Origin of the sequence: Pontibacter sp. FD36 (genome assembly GCF_015686655.1) — a bacterium.
GTDB lineage: Bacteria > Bacteroidota > Bacteroidia > Cytophagales > Hymenobacteraceae > Pontibacter.
In genome coordinates this window covers 66,119-82,804 of the sequence record NZ_JADPMP010000001.1, presented here as the reverse complement: position 1 = coordinate 82,804, position 16,686 = coordinate 66,119, and the positions used below count along the sequence as shown (strand labels likewise).

The 16,686-nt window shown below is 49.3% G+C and carries 13 protein-coding genes; 3 read left to right on the top strand and 10 right to left on the bottom strand.

Annotation, left to right across the window (positions count from 1 at the left end):
• Window positions 1–124: 124 nt before the first annotated feature.
• From I0P70_RS00365 to I0P70_RS00350, 4 genes are all read right to left on the bottom strand, one after another.
• Window positions 125–697 (bottom strand): DUF305 domain-containing protein, encoded by a 573-nt coding sequence (locus tag I0P70_RS00365; RefSeq protein ID WP_366915786.1) that lies wholly within the window; start codon window positions 695–697, stop codon window positions 125–127.
• 315 nt (window positions 698–1,012) lie between these two features.
• The gene (locus I0P70_RS00360; protein WP_229733913.1) at window positions 1,013–1,327 is read right to left on the bottom strand and encodes a four-helix bundle copper-binding protein; all 315 of its coding nucleotides are present in this window, start codon (window positions 1,325–1,327) and stop codon (window positions 1,013–1,015) included.
• 818 nt (window positions 1,328–2,145) lie between these two features.
• Entirely contained in the window at window positions 2,146–3,429 is a 1,284-nt protein-coding gene (locus tag I0P70_RS00355; RefSeq protein WP_229733912.1) for a site-specific integrase, read from the bottom strand.
• A 331-nt stretch (window positions 3,430–3,760) separates the two neighbouring features.
• Window positions 3,761–4,117 carry a hypothetical protein gene (locus I0P70_RS00350; protein WP_196114265.1) on the bottom strand — a complete coding sequence of 119 codons (357 nt, stop codon included), beginning with the start codon at window positions 4,115–4,117 and terminating at the stop codon, window positions 3,761–3,763.
• A 267-nt stretch (window positions 4,118–4,384) separates the two neighbouring features.
• Here I0P70_RS00350 and I0P70_RS00345 point away from each other — a divergent pair, with 267 nt between their 5' ends.
• The gene (locus I0P70_RS00345) at window positions 4,385–4,801 is read left to right on the top strand and encodes a BrxA/BrxB family bacilliredoxin (protein WP_007654354.1); all 417 of its coding nucleotides are present in this window, start codon (window positions 4,385–4,387) and stop codon (window positions 4,799–4,801) included.
• 77 nt (window positions 4,802–4,878) lie between these two features.
• On the opposite strand, the gene purD is transcribed toward I0P70_RS00345, so the two are convergent.
• Window positions 4,879–6,171 (bottom strand): phosphoribosylamine--glycine ligase, encoded by a 1,293-nt coding sequence (gene purD, locus I0P70_RS00340; protein ID WP_196114264.1) that lies wholly within the window; start codon window positions 6,169–6,171, stop codon window positions 4,879–4,881.
• A gap of 221 nt (window positions 6,172–6,392) precedes the next feature.
• Window positions 6,393–8,573, bottom strand: coding sequence for a DNA helicase RecQ (gene recQ, locus I0P70_RS00335; protein ID WP_196114263.1), 2,181 nt, complete (start codon window positions 8,571–8,573; stop codon window positions 6,393–6,395).
• A gap of 67 nt (window positions 8,574–8,640) precedes the next feature.
• Between recQ and I0P70_RS00330 the strand changes: the two genes are divergently transcribed.
• Window positions 8,641–9,612: an SIS domain-containing protein gene (locus I0P70_RS00330; protein ID WP_196114262.1), complete on the top strand. Its 972-nt coding sequence runs from the start codon at window positions 8,641–8,643 to the stop codon at window positions 9,610–9,612.
• Window positions 9,613–9,614: 2 nt separating this feature from the next.
• Window positions 9,615–10,691 (top strand): mannose-1-phosphate guanylyltransferase, encoded by a 1,077-nt coding sequence (locus I0P70_RS00325; RefSeq protein WP_007654362.1) that lies wholly within the window; start codon window positions 9,615–9,617, stop codon window positions 10,689–10,691.
• A gap of 99 nt (window positions 10,692–10,790) precedes the next feature.
• Here the strand turns inward: I0P70_RS00325 and rlmB are convergent, their stop codons facing one another.
• From rlmB to I0P70_RS00305, 4 genes are all read right to left on the bottom strand, one after another.
• Window positions 10,791–11,636 carry a 23S rRNA (guanosine(2251)-2'-O)-methyltransferase RlmB gene (gene rlmB, locus I0P70_RS00320; RefSeq protein WP_196114261.1) on the bottom strand — a complete coding sequence of 282 codons (846 nt, stop codon included), beginning with the start codon at window positions 11,634–11,636 and terminating at the stop codon, window positions 10,791–10,793.
• On the bottom strand, window positions 11,609–12,871 hold the full coding sequence (locus I0P70_RS00315) for a GWxTD domain-containing protein (RefSeq protein ID WP_230391906.1): 1,263 nt from the start codon (window positions 12,869–12,871) through the stop codon (window positions 11,609–11,611). Before I0P70_RS00315 ends, rlmB begins: the two co-directional genes overlap by 28 nt.
• Before the next feature lie 90 nt (window positions 12,872–12,961).
• Complete coding sequence (locus I0P70_RS00310; protein ID WP_196114260.1) at window positions 12,962–15,916, bottom strand: DUF2723 domain-containing protein; 2,955 nt, start codon at window positions 15,914–15,916, stop codon at window positions 12,962–12,964.
• A 129-nt stretch (window positions 15,917–16,045) separates the two neighbouring features.
• Window positions 16,046–16,624 (bottom strand): T9SS type A sorting domain-containing protein, encoded by a 579-nt coding sequence (locus I0P70_RS00305; RefSeq protein WP_196114259.1) that lies wholly within the window; start codon window positions 16,622–16,624, stop codon window positions 16,046–16,048.
• Window positions 16,625–16,686: the final 62 nt, after the last annotated feature.

Below are 16,686 nucleotides of genomic sequence, written 5' to 3'. Positions count from 1 at the left end.
TGATGTAAATGAAGGCTAAAACTACAAATTTTATACTCCGGATGAAACGGCATTTAACTAAAGAGCCCGGCTGACGTTTCCAGTAGCCGGGCTTGTAAATCTTAAGTCAGATCATGCTGACTTACTACATGTTATGGTGCTTGGTCGGTATACCGTGCTCATTTAAGAATGCGGCTAGCTCCATTATTTCCTGCGCTTGCTCTTCAATGATCATTTCAGCCTCCTCCAAGGCCATTTCATCATCCCCCCACTTCAATTCTGTGTTTGACATGGCAAGGGCTCCTTCGTGATGACAGATCATCAGCTGGGCAAAATCAACATCCGGATCAGGTGTGTCCATTACAGAACGCATGCAGTGCATCATAGCCATCATGTCCTCTCGCATCTCCATCATAAACATCTTGCACTCCTCCTTCGAGAGTGGTTCCGCCCCTGGATGCGATGCCAGCAATGCTTCAAGACGTACTTTACTTTCCATGTTGCCTATCTTCGTTTTCTCGGCCAGTTCCAGTGCCTCGGGCTCATGCCCATACTGGAGTTCCAGGTCGGCCATTTTAATACCCATTTCGTGGTGCATGATCATCATGTTGGCAAAATCAATGTCGGGGTCGCAGGTCATCTCCATCTGGTTCATCATCTTCATCATGGAGTTGATGATCTGCTGCATTTCCTTGTCAAATGCTTTGTCGCCCCCCAGTAAGGACCTTTCGTCGCTTTCTCTGCGCTGGTACTTAACGGGCTAACAACATCTTGGTCATTTTCGCAGCTGCTGAACACAAAGACGGCAATTAGCATAAGAGCAAAGCTTCTGATACTGATAAAATTTTTTTCATAGATTATGTGGTTAAAAAATGTGACCAAAATTCACTTACTAAGCCTCTTAATTTTATGGGGACTTCTATCGGTGCACTGTAATTCACGTCCACGCCAAAAAACACCCTGACCGCTCTAGCAGGTATAGAACAATCAGGGTGTTTCTTAGGTCTTGCATTTGACCAACTTGTAATAACAACTACGCCTGCTGGCAAGCCTGCTCGCAACGACGGCAAGCCTCAGCGCACATACGGCAGTGCTCCATGTGCGAATGCTTTTCACATTCCGCACCGCACTCGCGACACACTCTGGCGCACAGGTCCAGCACGTCTCGCTTCATAGTCGAATCACGGGATACATAATCCAGCGCCATTTTACAGATAGCGGCACAGTCCAGATCGAGGCGGATACAGCGCTCCATCATTTTCACATCGTCTTCCTGCAGACAGGAGACAGCACAGTAGTTACAGGCTGCGGCACATTCTGCCAACACTGAAACTAGTTCTCTATTCATCGTTATGTTCATAGTTTGTTTTGTTTGGTTATAAGTCCTTAGTTATACCCATCCCTTACCGTGATAGTTTTATACATTCCCAGCTGATTTTTATATAATTATGAATACCCCTTGTTGGTTGCCTGAGCAATACAGTGTTTTAATAATTATATTTATAGGGTATATTTGCAGGAATATACTAATGCTTGGGCTGCAGGGCGCCATTGTTAGGAAGAGTCTAATGCTCAAGGCTTCTACTCCATTACTGGAACTGCTTCACAAAAACTTTTAATGCGGGGCTCTTAAGTTAGAATGCGCAAAATATTGGCCTTGCCAATATGGGTATATACCTCACATGCCTCTCCGGTATATTCAGTTGTCGCGACAATCATAGAAAATTTTCCAGGACTATGGACCTACACTACAAGTTAAAGGCATAAACACCTCGTGACGATAATAGAGGATTAAAGGCCAATCTCAATTACGCTGTATGTAAATTGGGCTGCTACCATGAAGATGATCTCTTCCTTACATAAAAATGTAAGGAAATAAAAAAAGTCACCTGACGACCTTACTCAAAAGAAGCTGATCCTAAAGCTAGATTACCTGAAATTGAACTAGACTCCTACTCATTATGAGACTTAATGTACCTAAATTTAGAGTATTTGAACCGCCTTTGCCCTGTACTCTACAATAGTAGTCAGCTTATTGTCAAGGCCAGTCAAATACATGACAACCTTCCCTCCAATATTCATCGCTATCTATTATTATAGGCGCATAGTGTATTATGGTCCCTTGTTTATTTCCACAGCAGAATCGTATTAACTATTAATTAAACCTCACTCGCTAATCATATTAAATGCTGTTAACCGTGCAGCGTACTGCTTCTTCACGTCGTTTTCAAAGCTATCCAAGTAGCTTTCGGTCGTCTTCAGGTTAGAGTGCCCAAGGGATTCAGATATAAGCTCTATCGGTGCCCCTGCTCGCTTGAGGACTGTAGAGAAGGAATGCCGGGCCGTGTACGTGCTTATATTCTTTTCAATGCCAACCGCGGAGGCAACACGCTTGATGTACTTGTTTATAGTCTTGGTGGCATGCTGAATCTTTGCCCGTTCTCTTTCCGCAGACAACCCTGGTTCAAGCAAGGGGAACACATAATCTTCACTGTAAGCGGGTTTATTACCCCATCTCTCGATGATCTCATCAATTTCCTGCGTCCGCATGGCCGTAATGACCTTGATATTCTGGCGGCTGGTCCGCTCCGTCTTGGCCCTGACAAAGGTGATCCTCTCCTGGTCAAGCTGCTTGTACTTCAGACGGGCGATGTCCTTCACGTTTATCCCGTTGCACAGGTAGGAGAAGATCCACAGGTCCCGCGCACGCCCTTCGTTCTCGGTGGCAGGCTTATAGGAGAATATCTTTTCAATGTCTGCCAGCGTCAGGGCTTTCTTCACATTCCGGCCGGAGGGTATCTGGTACTTTCTCTTGCCGAACGGGTAGAGGTCGGCGTTCACCTCCCCTGCCGCGATGGCGTTGTTGTAGATGGCGCGAAGCGCCCGCAGGTAGATGCCTATGGTGGTGATCGAGTGGCCGTGCTGAAGCATCCATTTCTCGTACCCCATCAGGAAATCAACAGTTATAGCGGCATAAGCCAGAGGCTTGCGTTTCTTCAGCAGGTTTTCCCTCTTCTCGGTTGCTTTAGCTCTAGATAAGCCCTTATTTCTGGTAAGGGGTTCTTTCTGAATAAAGGATAGCAAGGAGAGGCTGGCGCTCTCGTAGCTGCTGGCCGTGCCTACCCTGCCTTCCTCAACCAGTCTTGTGACTTGCTGCTCAAATGCTGTAAAGACATCGTTCTTAACTGCAGTGTTCAGGTACTTCTTCTCGAACTGCTCAAAAGTGAAGGTTTCAAGGTTACGGATGATGCCTATAGCCTTCTGCTCTATTGCCTGAAAAGCTATCTGAAGCTCTTTGTACTTTCCTTTCGGCTTTTCCGCTTGAACCTTAAAGAATTCTGCCTCGCTCAAAGAGTAGCTCGTATTATAGTATTTGCGCTGTCTTTGGAAGGTGAGCCTCAACCTTACCGGGAATGAGCCATCTTTCAGAGCCCTTCTGGTATCCAGCATGACGGAAGTAAGTACGGGTATCATGTGTGTGCAAATTATTTCCTGTACACACAATTTGCACACAAACCGTCAAAAAGTCAAGTAATATTACTAAACAAGGAGAAACAAAAATTGCTTAATTTGGCTAAAAAGACGGTTTTTACTAATATATAATACTAGCAATAAAGGCTATCGTCATGACTACGAATCAGAAGGTTAGGGGTTCGACTCCCTTCGCGACCACCGAAAAGGCCTCTCAGAGAAATCTGAGAGGCCTTTTTCTTTTGTGCTGTACCGTAGCAGGTACAGGTTGCTTCTTTTCTGTTCTCAGGTCTTTCTACCAATAAGTTCTTTAAGCGGCCATACCCTCAGGCAACGGAAACTTCTGCTTTAACTGCTCTAGCTCGCTCATTACTTTTCGGCTTACTTTAAAGCGTACATGGTCTTCATAGAGCTCATCCCAGTGCACAAATATCTGCCAAGTCTGACTATCGCTAAAATTCTGTATTTCAGCCTCCGTCATATCACGCACAAAAAAAGCATCCAGCGTTACATCTTCTTCACGCATGGGCACGTGAATAAAGGTGCGATCACAGTTCAGAATTTGGATAAGTTCGGCAGGTCGCTCATCGTTTGCAGGCATATAGAAGTAGGCTACCTGATGGAGTTTATTTATGCCAGAGGTATGTGGGTAAGGGTGTGGGTACATAGTTAGGTCTTAAGCCAATGGTCGCGCAATATCCCGGACAGCCATACACGACGAATATAACTTTACACAAAGCACACCGGAATATCAGTGTATACCCTACTTCTTTGCCTTCTGTTTAGCTAAAACGCATATTCTCAAAACTATACAATAAGATATATTTTAAGTTCCCTATTCAGGCTATACTTCTGATCTGTAGCCTTTCTGCAGAATTATGATTAATTTTGCAGTATCAATTATCTTTTAATTTTAAAGCCGATAACCATGGGAATGTATCCTGAATATATGGTCGCCCCGATCCGCGAAGACCTGACCTCTGCAGGCTTCGAACAACTGATGACCGCAGAAGAAGTAGAGCAGGTGCTTTCGTCAAAAGAAGGCACTGTGCTGGTTGCTGTGAACTCAGTATGTGGCTGTGCTGCTTCTAAAGCGCGCCCTGCCCTTAAAATGGCTGTTGCCTCTTCTGAGAAACGCCCTACTAAAATGATCACTGTATTTGCAGGTATGGAACAGGACGCTGTGGCCAAGGCACGTGAGTTTATGCTGCCGTACCCACCCTCCTCTCCTTCTATCGCTCTGTTCAAAGACGGCGAACTGGTGCACATGATCGAGCGCTACCACATTGAAGGTAATGAGCTTAACCGCATTGTAGACAACCTGCAGGGCGCTTTCGAGGCTTACTGCTAAGCTCTCCAAGATTACCTCAACAAAAAGGCCGGTGTTTCTCGAAACACCGGCCTTTGTTTTTATCAGGTATAGTCAGCCTAGTGCATAGGCTGCTTTGCCAAATCGAATCCTATATCACGGCGATAATAGCGGTCAGTCCAGTTGATCGCTTCAGCTGCCTTGTTGGCTTTCGCCAGCGCTTCTTCCATGGTGTTGCCTAATCCAGTTACCGCAATCACACGGCCACCATTGTTCACGATCTTATCATCTACCCGCTTGGTGCCGGCGTGGAACACCAGGGTGTCGGAATCTACCTGTCCCAGACCTGAGATCTCTTTCCCTTTGTCGAAGCCTTCCGGATAACCGCCAGATACCAGGAATACAGTGGCAGCAGTGCGTGGATCTATTTCCAGTTTAAAGTTACCTAGTTTATGATCGTGCAGGGCCAGGAACAGCTCAAACAGGTCTGACTTAATGCGCGGCAGAATAGCCTCTGTTTCCGGGTCGCCCAGGCGCACGTTGTACTCGATCACGTAAGGCTCTCCGTTCACGTTCATCAGACCGATGAACAGGAAGCCGGTATAATCCAGGTTATCGGCTTGCATACCGCGGATAGTTGGTTCGATCACACGGTCGCGTACTTTCTGCATGAAAGTTTCGTCGGCAAACGGCACAGGTGAAATAGCACCCATACCTCCTGTGTTCAGACCTGCATCGCCTTCCCCTATGCGCTTATAGTCTTTCGCCTCTGGGAGCAGTACATACTCTTTGCCATCGGTCAGGATAAATACCGATACCTCTATACCTTTCAGGTATTCCTCGATCACCACTTTGCTGCCTGCCTTACCGAACTTGTGGTTACGCAGCATGGCCTCCAGGCTATCGATGGCTTCTTCGAAAGTTTGTGCGATAATCACACCTTTTCCAGCCGCCAGACCATCGGCCTTAAGCACCACAGGGTAGCTGTGCGTACGCAGATACTCCACGGCATCGCGGTAATTTGCTTCCGTAAAGGTCTCGTAACGTGCTGTCGGGATGTTGTTCTTCTGCAGAAAGGCCTTGCAGAAATCTTTGCTGCCCTCCAGCATGGCACCCAGCTTCTTAGGGCCCACCACCAGCACATCGCGCAGAAAATCCTTCTCCTGAAAGTAATCATGTATGCCTTCTACCAGGGTATTTTCCGGACCAACTACTACCATCATGATGTTGAAGTCCGTCACAAACTTAGCCACCTCATCGAAGTTGTGAATATCGATAGCGCAGCTGGTGTGAAACTCGTCCGTGCCCGCGTTTCCGGGTGCAACAAATATCTGCTCGGCGTATGGGCTCTGGCTTAGTTTCCAGGCAAGTGCATGTTCTCTTGCGCCAGATCCTATAATCAATACGTTCATAGTCTAATTGCTAGTTGCTGGTTATTAATTGCTGCTCTCAGCGTTACCAAAAGCATTGTTGCGAAGTTATAAATTTATAATGCGCAGTGCAGCACAATTCATCGTTTTTACTTTTCTCGACTGTATATGCACTATTAAAACGAAAAGACCGCTGTAAAATACAACGGTCTCTCCACACTAAATATTCTTCTTGCTGATCGCCACACTAGGCAATCAACAATTTAGTTAGCATACTCCGACAGGAACTTGATGCGCATCAGGCGTACATCCTCTTCGCTGTAATCGTCTGTACCAAGCTCCTTGAGAGCCACCGCGATATTGTCGGTGCTGGCGTTCATAAAGTAGTCGTATATTTCATCCTGACGCTCATCATCCAGAATATTGTCGATGTAGTAATTCAGGTTGAGCTTCGTACCTGAATAGCAAATGTGCTCAATCTCTTCGATCAGCTCCTGCATGGTCAGGTCTTTGGAAGAAGCAATCTCTTCCAGATCCACCTTCTTGTCTATCTGCTGGATGATATAGATCTTGATCTTCGACTTGTTCACAGTGGTTTTCACCACTACGTCAGCAGCCGTCACAATATCGTTATCCTCTACATACTTGGTGATCATGTCCAAGAACGGCTTGCCGAACTTCTGTACCTTGCCCATACCTACGCCGGCAATGTGCGCCAGGTCCTCTTTGGTGGTTGGGTACACGGTCGCCATCTCTTTAATGGATGGGTCCTGGAACAGCACGTACGGCGGCAATCCTTTCTCTTTTGCCAGCTTCTTGCGCAGGTTCTTCAGCATATCGAACAGCACTTCATCGTGCCCGGCTGAGGCTTGCGTTTCCTCTTTCTCCTCGTCTGCTTTTACCTCCTGCTCATAATCATGGTCTTTGGTCAGCTGGATCGGGTGCGGATTCGAGATAAAGTTCAAGCCCTTTTGCGTAAGCTTTACAATACCAAACTGCTCGATGTCTTTCTCGAGGTACTCTGACAGCAACACTTGGCGCAGCACTGAGCTCCAGAACTGGGCGTCGTGCTCCTTGCCGGCACCAAACACTTCTAGTTGATCGTGCTCGTAGCTTGTTACGTGTTGGTTGCGCAAGCCTGTCAGTACGGCTGTGTTGTGATCGATGCTGAAGCGCTCTCCTGTCTGCTGTATCGTCTTAAGGGCCAGCAACACTTCGTTCTGTGCCTCAAAGCGTTCTTTCGGATGCAGACAGTTGTCGCAGAAGCCACAGTCTTTTTCGTAGGCCTCTCCAAAGTAGTGCAGCAATTGCTTACGGCGGCACACGGCTGAGTCGGCATAGGCGGCCATTTCCTGCAGCAATAGCTTGGAGTTGTCGCGCTCTGTTACCGGCTTGTCTTTGTTGAACTTCTCCAGCTTGATGATGTCATCGTAGCTATAGAACATGATGCAGTTACCTTCCAGACCGTCACGGCCGGCGCGGCCTGTCTCCTGGTAGTAGCCTTCAATGGATTTTGGCGTGTCGTAGTGGATGACAAAACGCACATCCGGCTTGTCGATGCCCATACCGAAGGCGATGGTTGCCACAATCACGTCGGCTTCCTCGTTCAGGAAGGCATCCTGGTTGGCCATGCGTATATGGGAGTCCAGACCGGCATGGTAAGGCAGTGCTTTGATATCATTCACGCGAAGCAGTTCCGCGATCTCTTCTACTTTCTTACGGCTCAGGCAGTAAATCACACCGCTTTTGCCTTTATTCTTCTTCACGTACTGGATAACCTGCTTCTTGGTGTTGTGCTTGGGGCGCACCTCGTAGTACAGGTTCGTACGGTTAAATGACGATTTGAACACCGAGGCCTCGTCCATTTGCAGGTTGCGCTGGATGTCGAGTTGTACCTTAGGAGTGGCCGTTGCCGTCAGGGCGATGATCGGCAGGTTGCCGATCTGGTCGATGATGCCCCGGATGCGACGGTACTCCGGACGGAAGTCGTGTCCCCACTCTGAAATACAGTGGGCCTCGTCTATGGCTACAAAGGAGATATTAGATGCACGCAGAAACTCAACTGTTTCTTCTTTGGTCAGTGATTCCGGCGCTACATAGAGCAGCTTCACTTCACCGGCCAGGGTTTCCTTCTTCACTTTGTTGATCTCCGACTTTGAAAGTGTGGAGTTCAGGAAATGGGCATTCACCCCGAAAGCGTTCAGTTGATCCACCTGATTTTTCATCAGGGCGATCAGCGGCGAAATAACGATGGCAGTTCCCGGCAGCGATAGGGCAGGCAGTTGGTAGCACAACGACTTGCCAGCACCGGTCGGCATAATCACAAAGGTGTTCTTTCCGTTGATAATATTGTTTATTATCAACTCCTGATTCCCCCTAAATTGATTATACCCAAAAACTTCCTTTAATTTGTTTTTGAGATTGATCTCCTGTTTGGTAGACATGTAATAAATCAGAAATTTAACTGTAAAGCAACGTATCCCCTTAGGATACCTTTAACACAAATTTAAATTGAATCTTCTTAATAATATAGCCCTTACAGCAAAAAAAGTATTGGCCGATGAGGCTGAAGCTATCGCCAGACTGGCGGATTTTATCGACGAAGGCTTTGAAAATTGCGTCAAAGCCATTCTGAACATCAAAGGGCGTGTCGTAGTGACAGGTATAGGCAAGAGTGCCAACATCGCCGGCAAGATCGTTGCTACCCTCAACTCCACCGGAACCCCGGCTCTCTTTATGCATGCTGCCGACGCCATCCACGGTGACCTGGGCATGATCCAGCCCGACGATTTTGTAATCTGTATCTCCAAGAGCGGTAACACGCCTGAGATAAAGGTACTTGTTCCTTTGCTCAAACGCAAAGGTGCCCAATTGGCGGCACTTGTTTCGAGCACAGATTCATACCTGGCCCAGAGCGCTGACTTCGTGCTGAACGCCTCTGTAGAGCGCGAAGCCTGCCCACACAACCTGGCCCCTACAACCAGCACAACGGCTGCGCTGGCGCTCGGCGATGCCCTGGCGGTGAGCCTGCTGGAGGCCCGCGGCTTCAGCAGCGCCGACTTTGCCACGTTGCATCCGGGCGGCTCACTGGGCAAGCGCCTCTACCTGAAGGTAGATGATATCTTCCGCCAGAACATGGCGCCACAGGTTTTGGAAAACGCCGCGCTGAAGGATATCATCATCGAAATTTCCTCTAAAAGGCTGGGTGCCACTGCTGTGGTAAAAGAAGGAACAGAAGAATTGGTGGGAATTATAACTGATGGCGATTTACGCCGTATGCTGAACAAATATGATTCAATAGACGGTATACGCGCTTCAGATATCATGACGGCATCTCCCCTCTCCATAGAGCCCGAAACCTATGCGGCTGAAGCGTTGGCTATCATGCAGCAAAAAAACATCACGCAACTTATTGTCACTAAATCAGGCAAATTCGAGGGCTTTGTGCACCTCCACGATTTGCTGAAAGAAGGACTTATATAGACATGAACGAAAACACTTATGTGGTTATCATGGCAGGCGGCATCGGTAGCCGCTTCTGGCCATTCAGTCGTACCGATTTCCCAAAGCAGTTTCATGATGTACTTGGCGTAGGCGAAAGCATGCTCCAGATGACCATGAACCGTTTCAAGGACATCTGCCCACCCGAAAACGTATACGTGGTGACGAACCGCGACTACGAAAACCTGGTAAAAGAGCAGCTGCCGCAGCTGAGCGACAACCAGATCCTGCTCGAGCCGATCGGTCGCAACACTGCTCCCTGTATCGCTTACGCTTCGTACAAAATAGCGCAGATCAACCCGAATGCTAACCTCATCGTGACGCCTTCGGACCACGTGGTACTGAAGCAGGACGCCTTTACCAAGGTCATTAAAGAGGCTGTGGAAGCCGCCGACAGCGATGACGTGCTCATCACACTTGGCATCACCCCAAGCCGCCCTGACACAGGCTACGGCTATATCCAGTACATCGACGGTGAGTCACAGGGTATCAAAAAGGTAAAAACCTTTACAGAAAAGCCGAACCTGGAGCTGGCACAGATGTTCCTCAACAGCGGCGACTTTGTATGGAACTCCGGTATTTTTATCTGGAATGTGCAGAGTATCATGAGGGCCTTCAAACAATACCTGCCTGAAATAAGCGAAGTGTTTGAAGAAGGCGCTTCTTATATGCATACGCCGGAAGAACCTAACTTCATCGTGAAAGCTTACTCCCATTGCCGTAACATCTCGATCGACTATGGCATCATGGAGAAGGTGGACAATGTGTATGTGGTGCTGGCCGATATTGGCTGGTCGGACCTGGGCACCTGGAACTCGCTCTATACCATTAACGAGAAAGATGAGACCGGTAACGTAGTGGATGGCGATGTGATGCTCTACGACACTAAAAACTGCATCATCAAAACACCTAAGGAACGCCTGGTGGTGCTACAGGGGCTGGAAGGCTACATTGTGGCCGAGCACGACAATGTGCTGATGATCTGCCGCCTGGACGAAGAGCAGAAAGTAAAGGAGTTTATGTCGGATGCCAAATCCAAAAAAGGCGCTGAGTATATCTAACAGACTAAAATTTTATACCTGCTCAGGTATGGATATAGTAACAAAAAGGGGAACGCTGCAATAGCGTTCCCCTTCTTTATTGACTTCTGCTAAGACACCTTATCTCGGCTCAAAGGTATTCAGGTTAGAGTAGCCTGTATCGCGCAGGCGCTGGCTCATGGCTTCGTACAGAATAATGCCTGTTGCCACAGATACGTTCAGCGATCCGATCTGCCCTAGTAATGGAATGCGCAGCTTGGCATCAGCACGCTTGAGGTATTCCGGCGATATACCGTCTTCCTCGCTGCCCATGATAATGGCGGTCGGGCCTACAAAGTCAACTGTATTATCGTTCAGGTTATGCTCGGTCTTTTCTGTGCAGGCTACAATCTGCACCCCGTAGTTTTTCAGATAATCGATCGTATTCTTCAGATTCTGCTCACGGCAGACAGGCACCAGGTGCAGGGCTCCGGCCGAGGTTTTGATCGCATCGGCATTGATCTGGGCGCCTCCCCTGCTAGGTATAACGATCGCATCTACTCCCATACATTCCGCGTTACGGGCAATAGACCCGAAGTTACGCACGTCTGTGATACGGTCAAGTATAAGCAGCAGCGGGCTCTTTCCTTTCTCGAAAAGCGAGGTCACGATCTCATCCAGCGGCATGTAGGTGATCGCAGAGATTAAGGCAACTGCTCCCTGGTGATTTTTGCGGGTCAGGTTGTTTAGCTTCTCAATCGGTACGCTGGCGACAGGTATGTCTTGCTTCTTGGCCAGGTCAAGCAGTTCATCCACATTGGCATTGCGGGCGCCCTTCTGTACAAAGATCTTCTCCAGCACCTTTCCAGCCAGCATGGCCTCGATGATAGGTCTGAGACCAAAGATCATTTCCATTTTATCCTCCTTCGGAGTTCTGGGGCCGCTATAGCGGTTGCCACCTACAAATTTATTATTCCTGCTCTCCATCTTGCTACAGTGCTGTACCAGTTCTCCTCGTATTCACGATTCCGTACCAGCTCAAAGTGATTTTCGGTAAAGTTATTCTCTTTTTTCGTAAATACGAACTTGACGTATGGTGTCGCCTCTGATTCACGGTAGATCCAGGTTTCTGCATCGGGGCTGGTGCTCACGTTATGAGGCTTGCCATAAATGATGTAGATCATACCACGGTCAGTTGCCCAACCAGGCTTAAAGGAGGTATAGAGCTTGTTGGCTGTCTCGACGCGGGTATAGTAGGCCCGGATCAGTTCACGGGCCAGTTTCTTGTCTTTGGCTATTTTCAACCAGAAGCCATCCACGGCGGCTTTCTGATCCTGGGCGCTGTAAAGCGCTTCCCGCTCAGTTGATGTGGTCAGGTAAATCAGCGGGGTGATCATGTCCTGCACCCGGGTGACCAGCGGGTAAGTACCTCCCTGCACCACTAGCCCCTGTGTAGCACCTGACGCAGTGCGCAACAGGTATAGCCCTTCCTGTTCTAATTGAAAGGTATCCAACACAGCCAATGGCTTCGCACCTCCCGTCACCTGAGGCACTTCAGGTAAGCTCTCTGCCCGCGTCGACATCGGAGGCAGGGCAGGCTGCAGCGTGTAGTTTGTTTGTTGTACCGTGAACGTGGCCGTACCGCTGGTATCGCTGTGCTGCCACAGGTATAGGCTGTCCGAAGCAGTAGCAAAACCTCGCAATACCGGAGCGTTTGTGCGCACGTGCAGCAGCATAAAGTCTTTTCGCAGCATGTCGGGTCGCAGTGCCAGTCGGTGAGATATACCGAGGCGCTCCTGCCCGGCCAGCTTCATCCAGAGCCGCACCTGCATCGTATTGCCTGCCGCCACATAACGGGCAGGTATGGTAACCGGCACCTCCAGTGTTCCGTTCGACAACACCTTGTACTGCGGCAGCACCTGCACGGTGTCGCGCAGCAGGAGCATGTCCCGTTCGGTACTGCCTGAGCGGATGGTGAAGTCCACGCGGTCAGCTGCCTGTGTCAGGTCGAGCAGCTGCCGAAGCTCATCAAACCGAAGGATCAGGTGCAAACTATCGGGAGTGCTGTAGTAGCCGTGCTGCAGTACCACCTCGGGCTGCTCAGCTCTGGGAGCAACAGGTGCGGTATCACGGTACATTGGCGCATAGGCAATGTCGGAGCTGCCGCAAGAAGAGAGGAGCAGCAGGACTGACAGGCAGGTAAGAAGACTTATCTGTTTCATTAGCTTGAAGATAAAGCAGGCACCCGAAAATAGCAAAAGCCGAACACAGAAACGGGTTCGGCTTTTGTACTGTTTAACTCTCTATTTTGTTTAACGGCGCATGCGTTGCAAATATTGCACAAACACATCCTGCAGTTCTTTTGCCTTCTGCTCTTCGCCGATGGCCTGCGCCTCGCCTATAAGCTGCTGCATGATAAACAGGTTCGTTTGTATCTCCATGTCGAACAGAGCACCTTTTTCCAGATAGTAATCCACTGACTCACGTGAATTTTTGGCCATGTCCTCCCACAGACTTCTTGCACGCTCCTCTTCGCCCAGATCGGCCATGATAGAGACAAACTGCGGCGTATAGTAGTCGTAAGGGATCGTGCTTGGCGGCAGCTGCTCAAAGCAGTAGTCCACAATCTCTTTGGCACGGGCATTGTCACCGCTCATCAGATACTCCGCGGCCAGCTTACCGAACTTATCGCGGGCATTGGCTGCGAAGCGGAAGTAGTTCTCGTCATAGAAGATGCTCGGATCGTTGAAGTTGCGGAATTTGAAGTTCATCATATTCTTGTACATCAACTCCTTGTTCAGGAAGCCCGGCATATCCTCGCTGCTCACTTTCACAGGCACCACACGATAAGCGAGACCCTCCAACTGGAAGTATTCGGAAAGTCCCATAAAGTCAGCGCTGTTCACCGTAGTGGAGAAGTACACAGGGCGGTTCCACTCGTTTGTGGCCAGCAGATCCAGTATGATCATGTGCTTCTTCTCAAGCAGTGACTTGTTGATGGTCCACTGCATCCGGTCCGAGATCTGATCCTGGTAATCGTCTGCCACAAAACCTGCCTGTGCAACCTTATCGGTATCAACATTCAGGAAGAAGTTTTTGGTAGGGAAGCTCAGAAGCGTACTGCCGCTACCTGCCTGCACCTGCAGTGCCGGGTGGTTCTGGCGGATCAGGCTCACAAACTGCTTCAGGTCTATACCTGCCGCTACCTGCTGCCGCTCTACATAAGGTAGGTAGTCATTCGTACCCTGGCGGTAGTTTTCGTTCTCAAGCGACAGCGGCCACGGATCCGACTCGTAAGCCTGGCGCTTCATCTGGTCGATGTACCAGTCGGTGTTCAGGTAGCTCAGTACGGCTACCCGCACATCGGTACGGTAACCTTCCACTTCCTGTGCATACCACAGCGGGAAGGTATCGTTGTCACCGTTAGTAAACAGGATGCCGTTAGGCGCCACTGAATCCAGCAGGTTTTTAGCAGAGTCCACAGAGTGGTAGCGGTTGGAGCGGTCATGGTCGTCCCAGCCTTCAGCGGCCAGTATACCTGGCACTGCCAGGCCGATGACGGTGGCAATGGCTCCACTGGTCGTCACATTGCGCAGGCCGCGGTTTAGCAGCTCGGCTATACCCAGCACACCCAAACCGATCCAGATCGAGAAGGCGTAGAACGAACCAGCAAAGGTATAGTCACGCTCACGCGGCTCTATTGGCGGCTGATTCAGGTATAGGGCAATGGCTATACCTGTAAAGAAGAAGAGCAAGCCTACGATAAAGGCATCGCGCTCATTCTTGCGTATCTGGAATATCAAACCGATGATACCGAAAACAAGTGGCAGCAAATAGAAGGTGTTACGCGCCTTGCTATTGGCTACCCGGTCAGGCACGCCATCAGTTGGTTTGCCGAACCATAGTACACCGGCCTGCTGCACATCACTTTCACGCCCTACGAAGTTCCATAGGAAATAGCGCCAGTACATGTGGCCCAACTGGTAGCGTAGCAGGAAGCTCAGGTTCTGACCAAATGTTGGCGCCTGCCCCTCCCGGAGGTCTACCCACTTCTTATACTCCTGCAGGTGCTGCGGATTGTCACTGTAGATACGCGGCAGGAGTGTCTTGTCTTTGCTGTCATATACAGTCTCCAGTTTGCGGCCGGTTACCACATATTTATCCTTACCCTTCACGTAACGTGGTGCTCCCTCTTCCTGTGAAACCGGCTGCGCATTGTACTGCGGCCCGTAAAGCAGTGGACGGTCACCGTACTGCTCACGCTTCAGGTATGACACAAAGCTCAGGATATCCTGCGGGTCGTTTTCGTCAATGGTTGGGTTATAAGAAGAGCGGATCGGAATCATCATGTAAGAAGAGTAGCCGATCAGGATGAAAGTGAAGCACAGAATGGCTGTGTTCAGCACCCGAATATTATGCTTAATAGAGTAGCGTATACCATAGATGATGGCTGCTACTAGCAGGATCACAAAGAAAATGATGCCTGAACCGAAAGGCAGGCCCAGTGAATTTACGAAGAACACCTCGACATTGCCGGCAAGTGACGGCAAACCAGGTATGATACCCCACAAAATTGCGATCACAATCACAGCACTGATCAGGAAAGCGATCACGCCACCCTTCCAGGTTGGTCTGTACAGACGGAAATAATAGATGAAGGCCAACGCAGGTATAGCTACCAGGTTTAGCAAGTGGGCACCAATCGAGAGACCTATCAGGTAGGCAATCAGGATCAGCCACTTGTCTGACAGCGACTCACCTACCTTGGATTCCCAACGCAACATAGCCCAGAACACAATGGCCGTGAAGAATGACGACATGGCGTATACCTCTGCCTCAACTGCTGAGAACCAGGCTGAATCGGTGAAAGTATAGGCGAGTGCACCAACGGCGCCAGCACCCATGATCAGCACCGTCTGGCCTTTGGTAGGCGCTACTCCCTCCTGCTTCACCAGCAACCGGCGTGACAGGATGGTGATGGACCAGAACAGGAACAGAACTGTGAATGAGCTACTCAGAGCGGATAGCAGGTTAACCCACCAGGCCACTTGGGTTGGGTCGCTGGCAAACATGGAGAAGATGCGGCCTACCAGCAGGTAGAAAGGTGCCCCCGGAGGGTGCGGCACTAAGAGCTTGTAAGAACAGGCGATGAATTCGCCCGCATCCCAGAAACTGGCGGTAGGTTCCAGCGTCAATACATAAACGGCCGTCGCGATCAAAAACACGAGCCAGCCTACGAGGTTGTTTATCTTGCGATAATCCGTCATAGCAATTCTAAAATATTCAGCGTCGAAAATACTAAATAAATTGGTGCCTGCGCACCTTTGGCAAGTCAGCAATAAAAAAAAGCCAGTCTCTCAACTGGCTTTTGCTATTATAACGGGTATAGCTCCCTTTTATTTCTGGAGGATCAAACGCTTCGTTTCCACCGTCTTATCGTTCACGAGCAGGCTGTAAAAATACACTCCGGCCGGGTATCCTGTCATATCGAGAATGAACACATTGGAGTGCGTTACCGGCAGCTCGTGCGTTTCCATCACTTTACCGATCGTATTCGAAATCTTCAGTTTGTAGTTTTCAGCCATACCTACCTGCGACAGCGACACACGGGTGATGCCACGCGAAGGGTTCGGGTAGGCATTGATTGAAGGAGTCTGACGCTCTGGCGCTGGCATAAAAGCCATGTAAGAGCTGATCACAAACTGTGAAGAACCAGCATAAGCCGTTTCAGTCAGGTATAAACCCCTATTCTTGTTTGCAGTATAGTTCTTAACCCACGAAGCAGTCCTGGCATTCTCAGCACGCACATTCGCCTCGGCTTTCTTCTCAGGTATGGCTTTCCAGGCTGAGGCACCCCCGGTATTCACGGGCAATACACCAGCCTCCTTCAAGCGTCCGTCGGCCATTACACTGTATGCTGCTAAATGCGTTACCGCAAAAACAGCCATTATTATCATTTTTGTAAAAGTTCTCATATATCACACCTCGCTTTTCTAAAGGTCCTGGCCACTAGCTGGCAGGATGTCAAAGATATACC

What these genes read in the sequence shown, in the direction of transcription:
- I0P70_RS00325 (WP_007654362.1), top strand. Translation starts at nt 9,615, where the DNA reads ATGAACGAAAACACTTATGTGGTTATCATGGCAGGCGGCATCGGTAGC.
- I0P70_RS00355 (WP_229733912.1), bottom strand. Translation starts at nt 3,429, where the DNA reads ATGCTGGATACCAGAAGGGCTCTGAAAGATGGCTCATTCCCGGTAAGG.
- I0P70_RS00350 (WP_196114265.1), bottom strand. Translation starts at nt 4,117, where the DNA reads ATGTACCCACACCCTTACCCACATACCTCTGGCATAAATAAACTCCAT.
- I0P70_RS00315 (WP_230391906.1), bottom strand. Translation starts at nt 12,871, where the DNA reads ATGAAACAGATAAGTCTTCTTACCTGCCTGTCAGTCCTGCTGCTCCTC.
- I0P70_RS00305 (WP_196114259.1), bottom strand. Translation starts at nt 16,624, where the DNA reads ATGAGAACTTTTACAAAAATGATAATAATGGCTGTTTTTGCGGTAACG.
- purD (WP_196114264.1), bottom strand. Translation starts at nt 6,171, where the DNA reads ATGAACGTATTGATTATAGGATCTGGCGCAAGAGAACATGCACTTGCC.
- I0P70_RS00345 (WP_007654354.1), top strand. Translation starts at nt 4,385, where the DNA reads ATGTATCCTGAATATATGGTCGCCCCGATCCGCGAAGACCTGACCTCT.
- recQ (WP_196114263.1), bottom strand. Translation starts at nt 8,573, where the DNA reads ATGTCTACCAAACAGGAGATCAATCTCAAAAACAAATTAAAGGAAGTT.
- I0P70_RS00360 (WP_229733913.1), bottom strand. Translation starts at nt 1,327, where the DNA reads ATGAATAGAGAACTAGTTTCAGTGTTGGCAGAATGTGCCGCAGCCTGT.
- rlmB (WP_196114261.1), bottom strand. Translation starts at nt 11,636, where the DNA reads ATGGAGAGCAGGAATAATAAATTTGTAGGTGGCAACCGCTATAGCGGC.
- I0P70_RS00310 (WP_196114260.1), bottom strand. Translation starts at nt 15,916, where the DNA reads ATGACGGATTATCGCAAGATAAACAACCTCGTAGGCTGGCTCGTGTTT.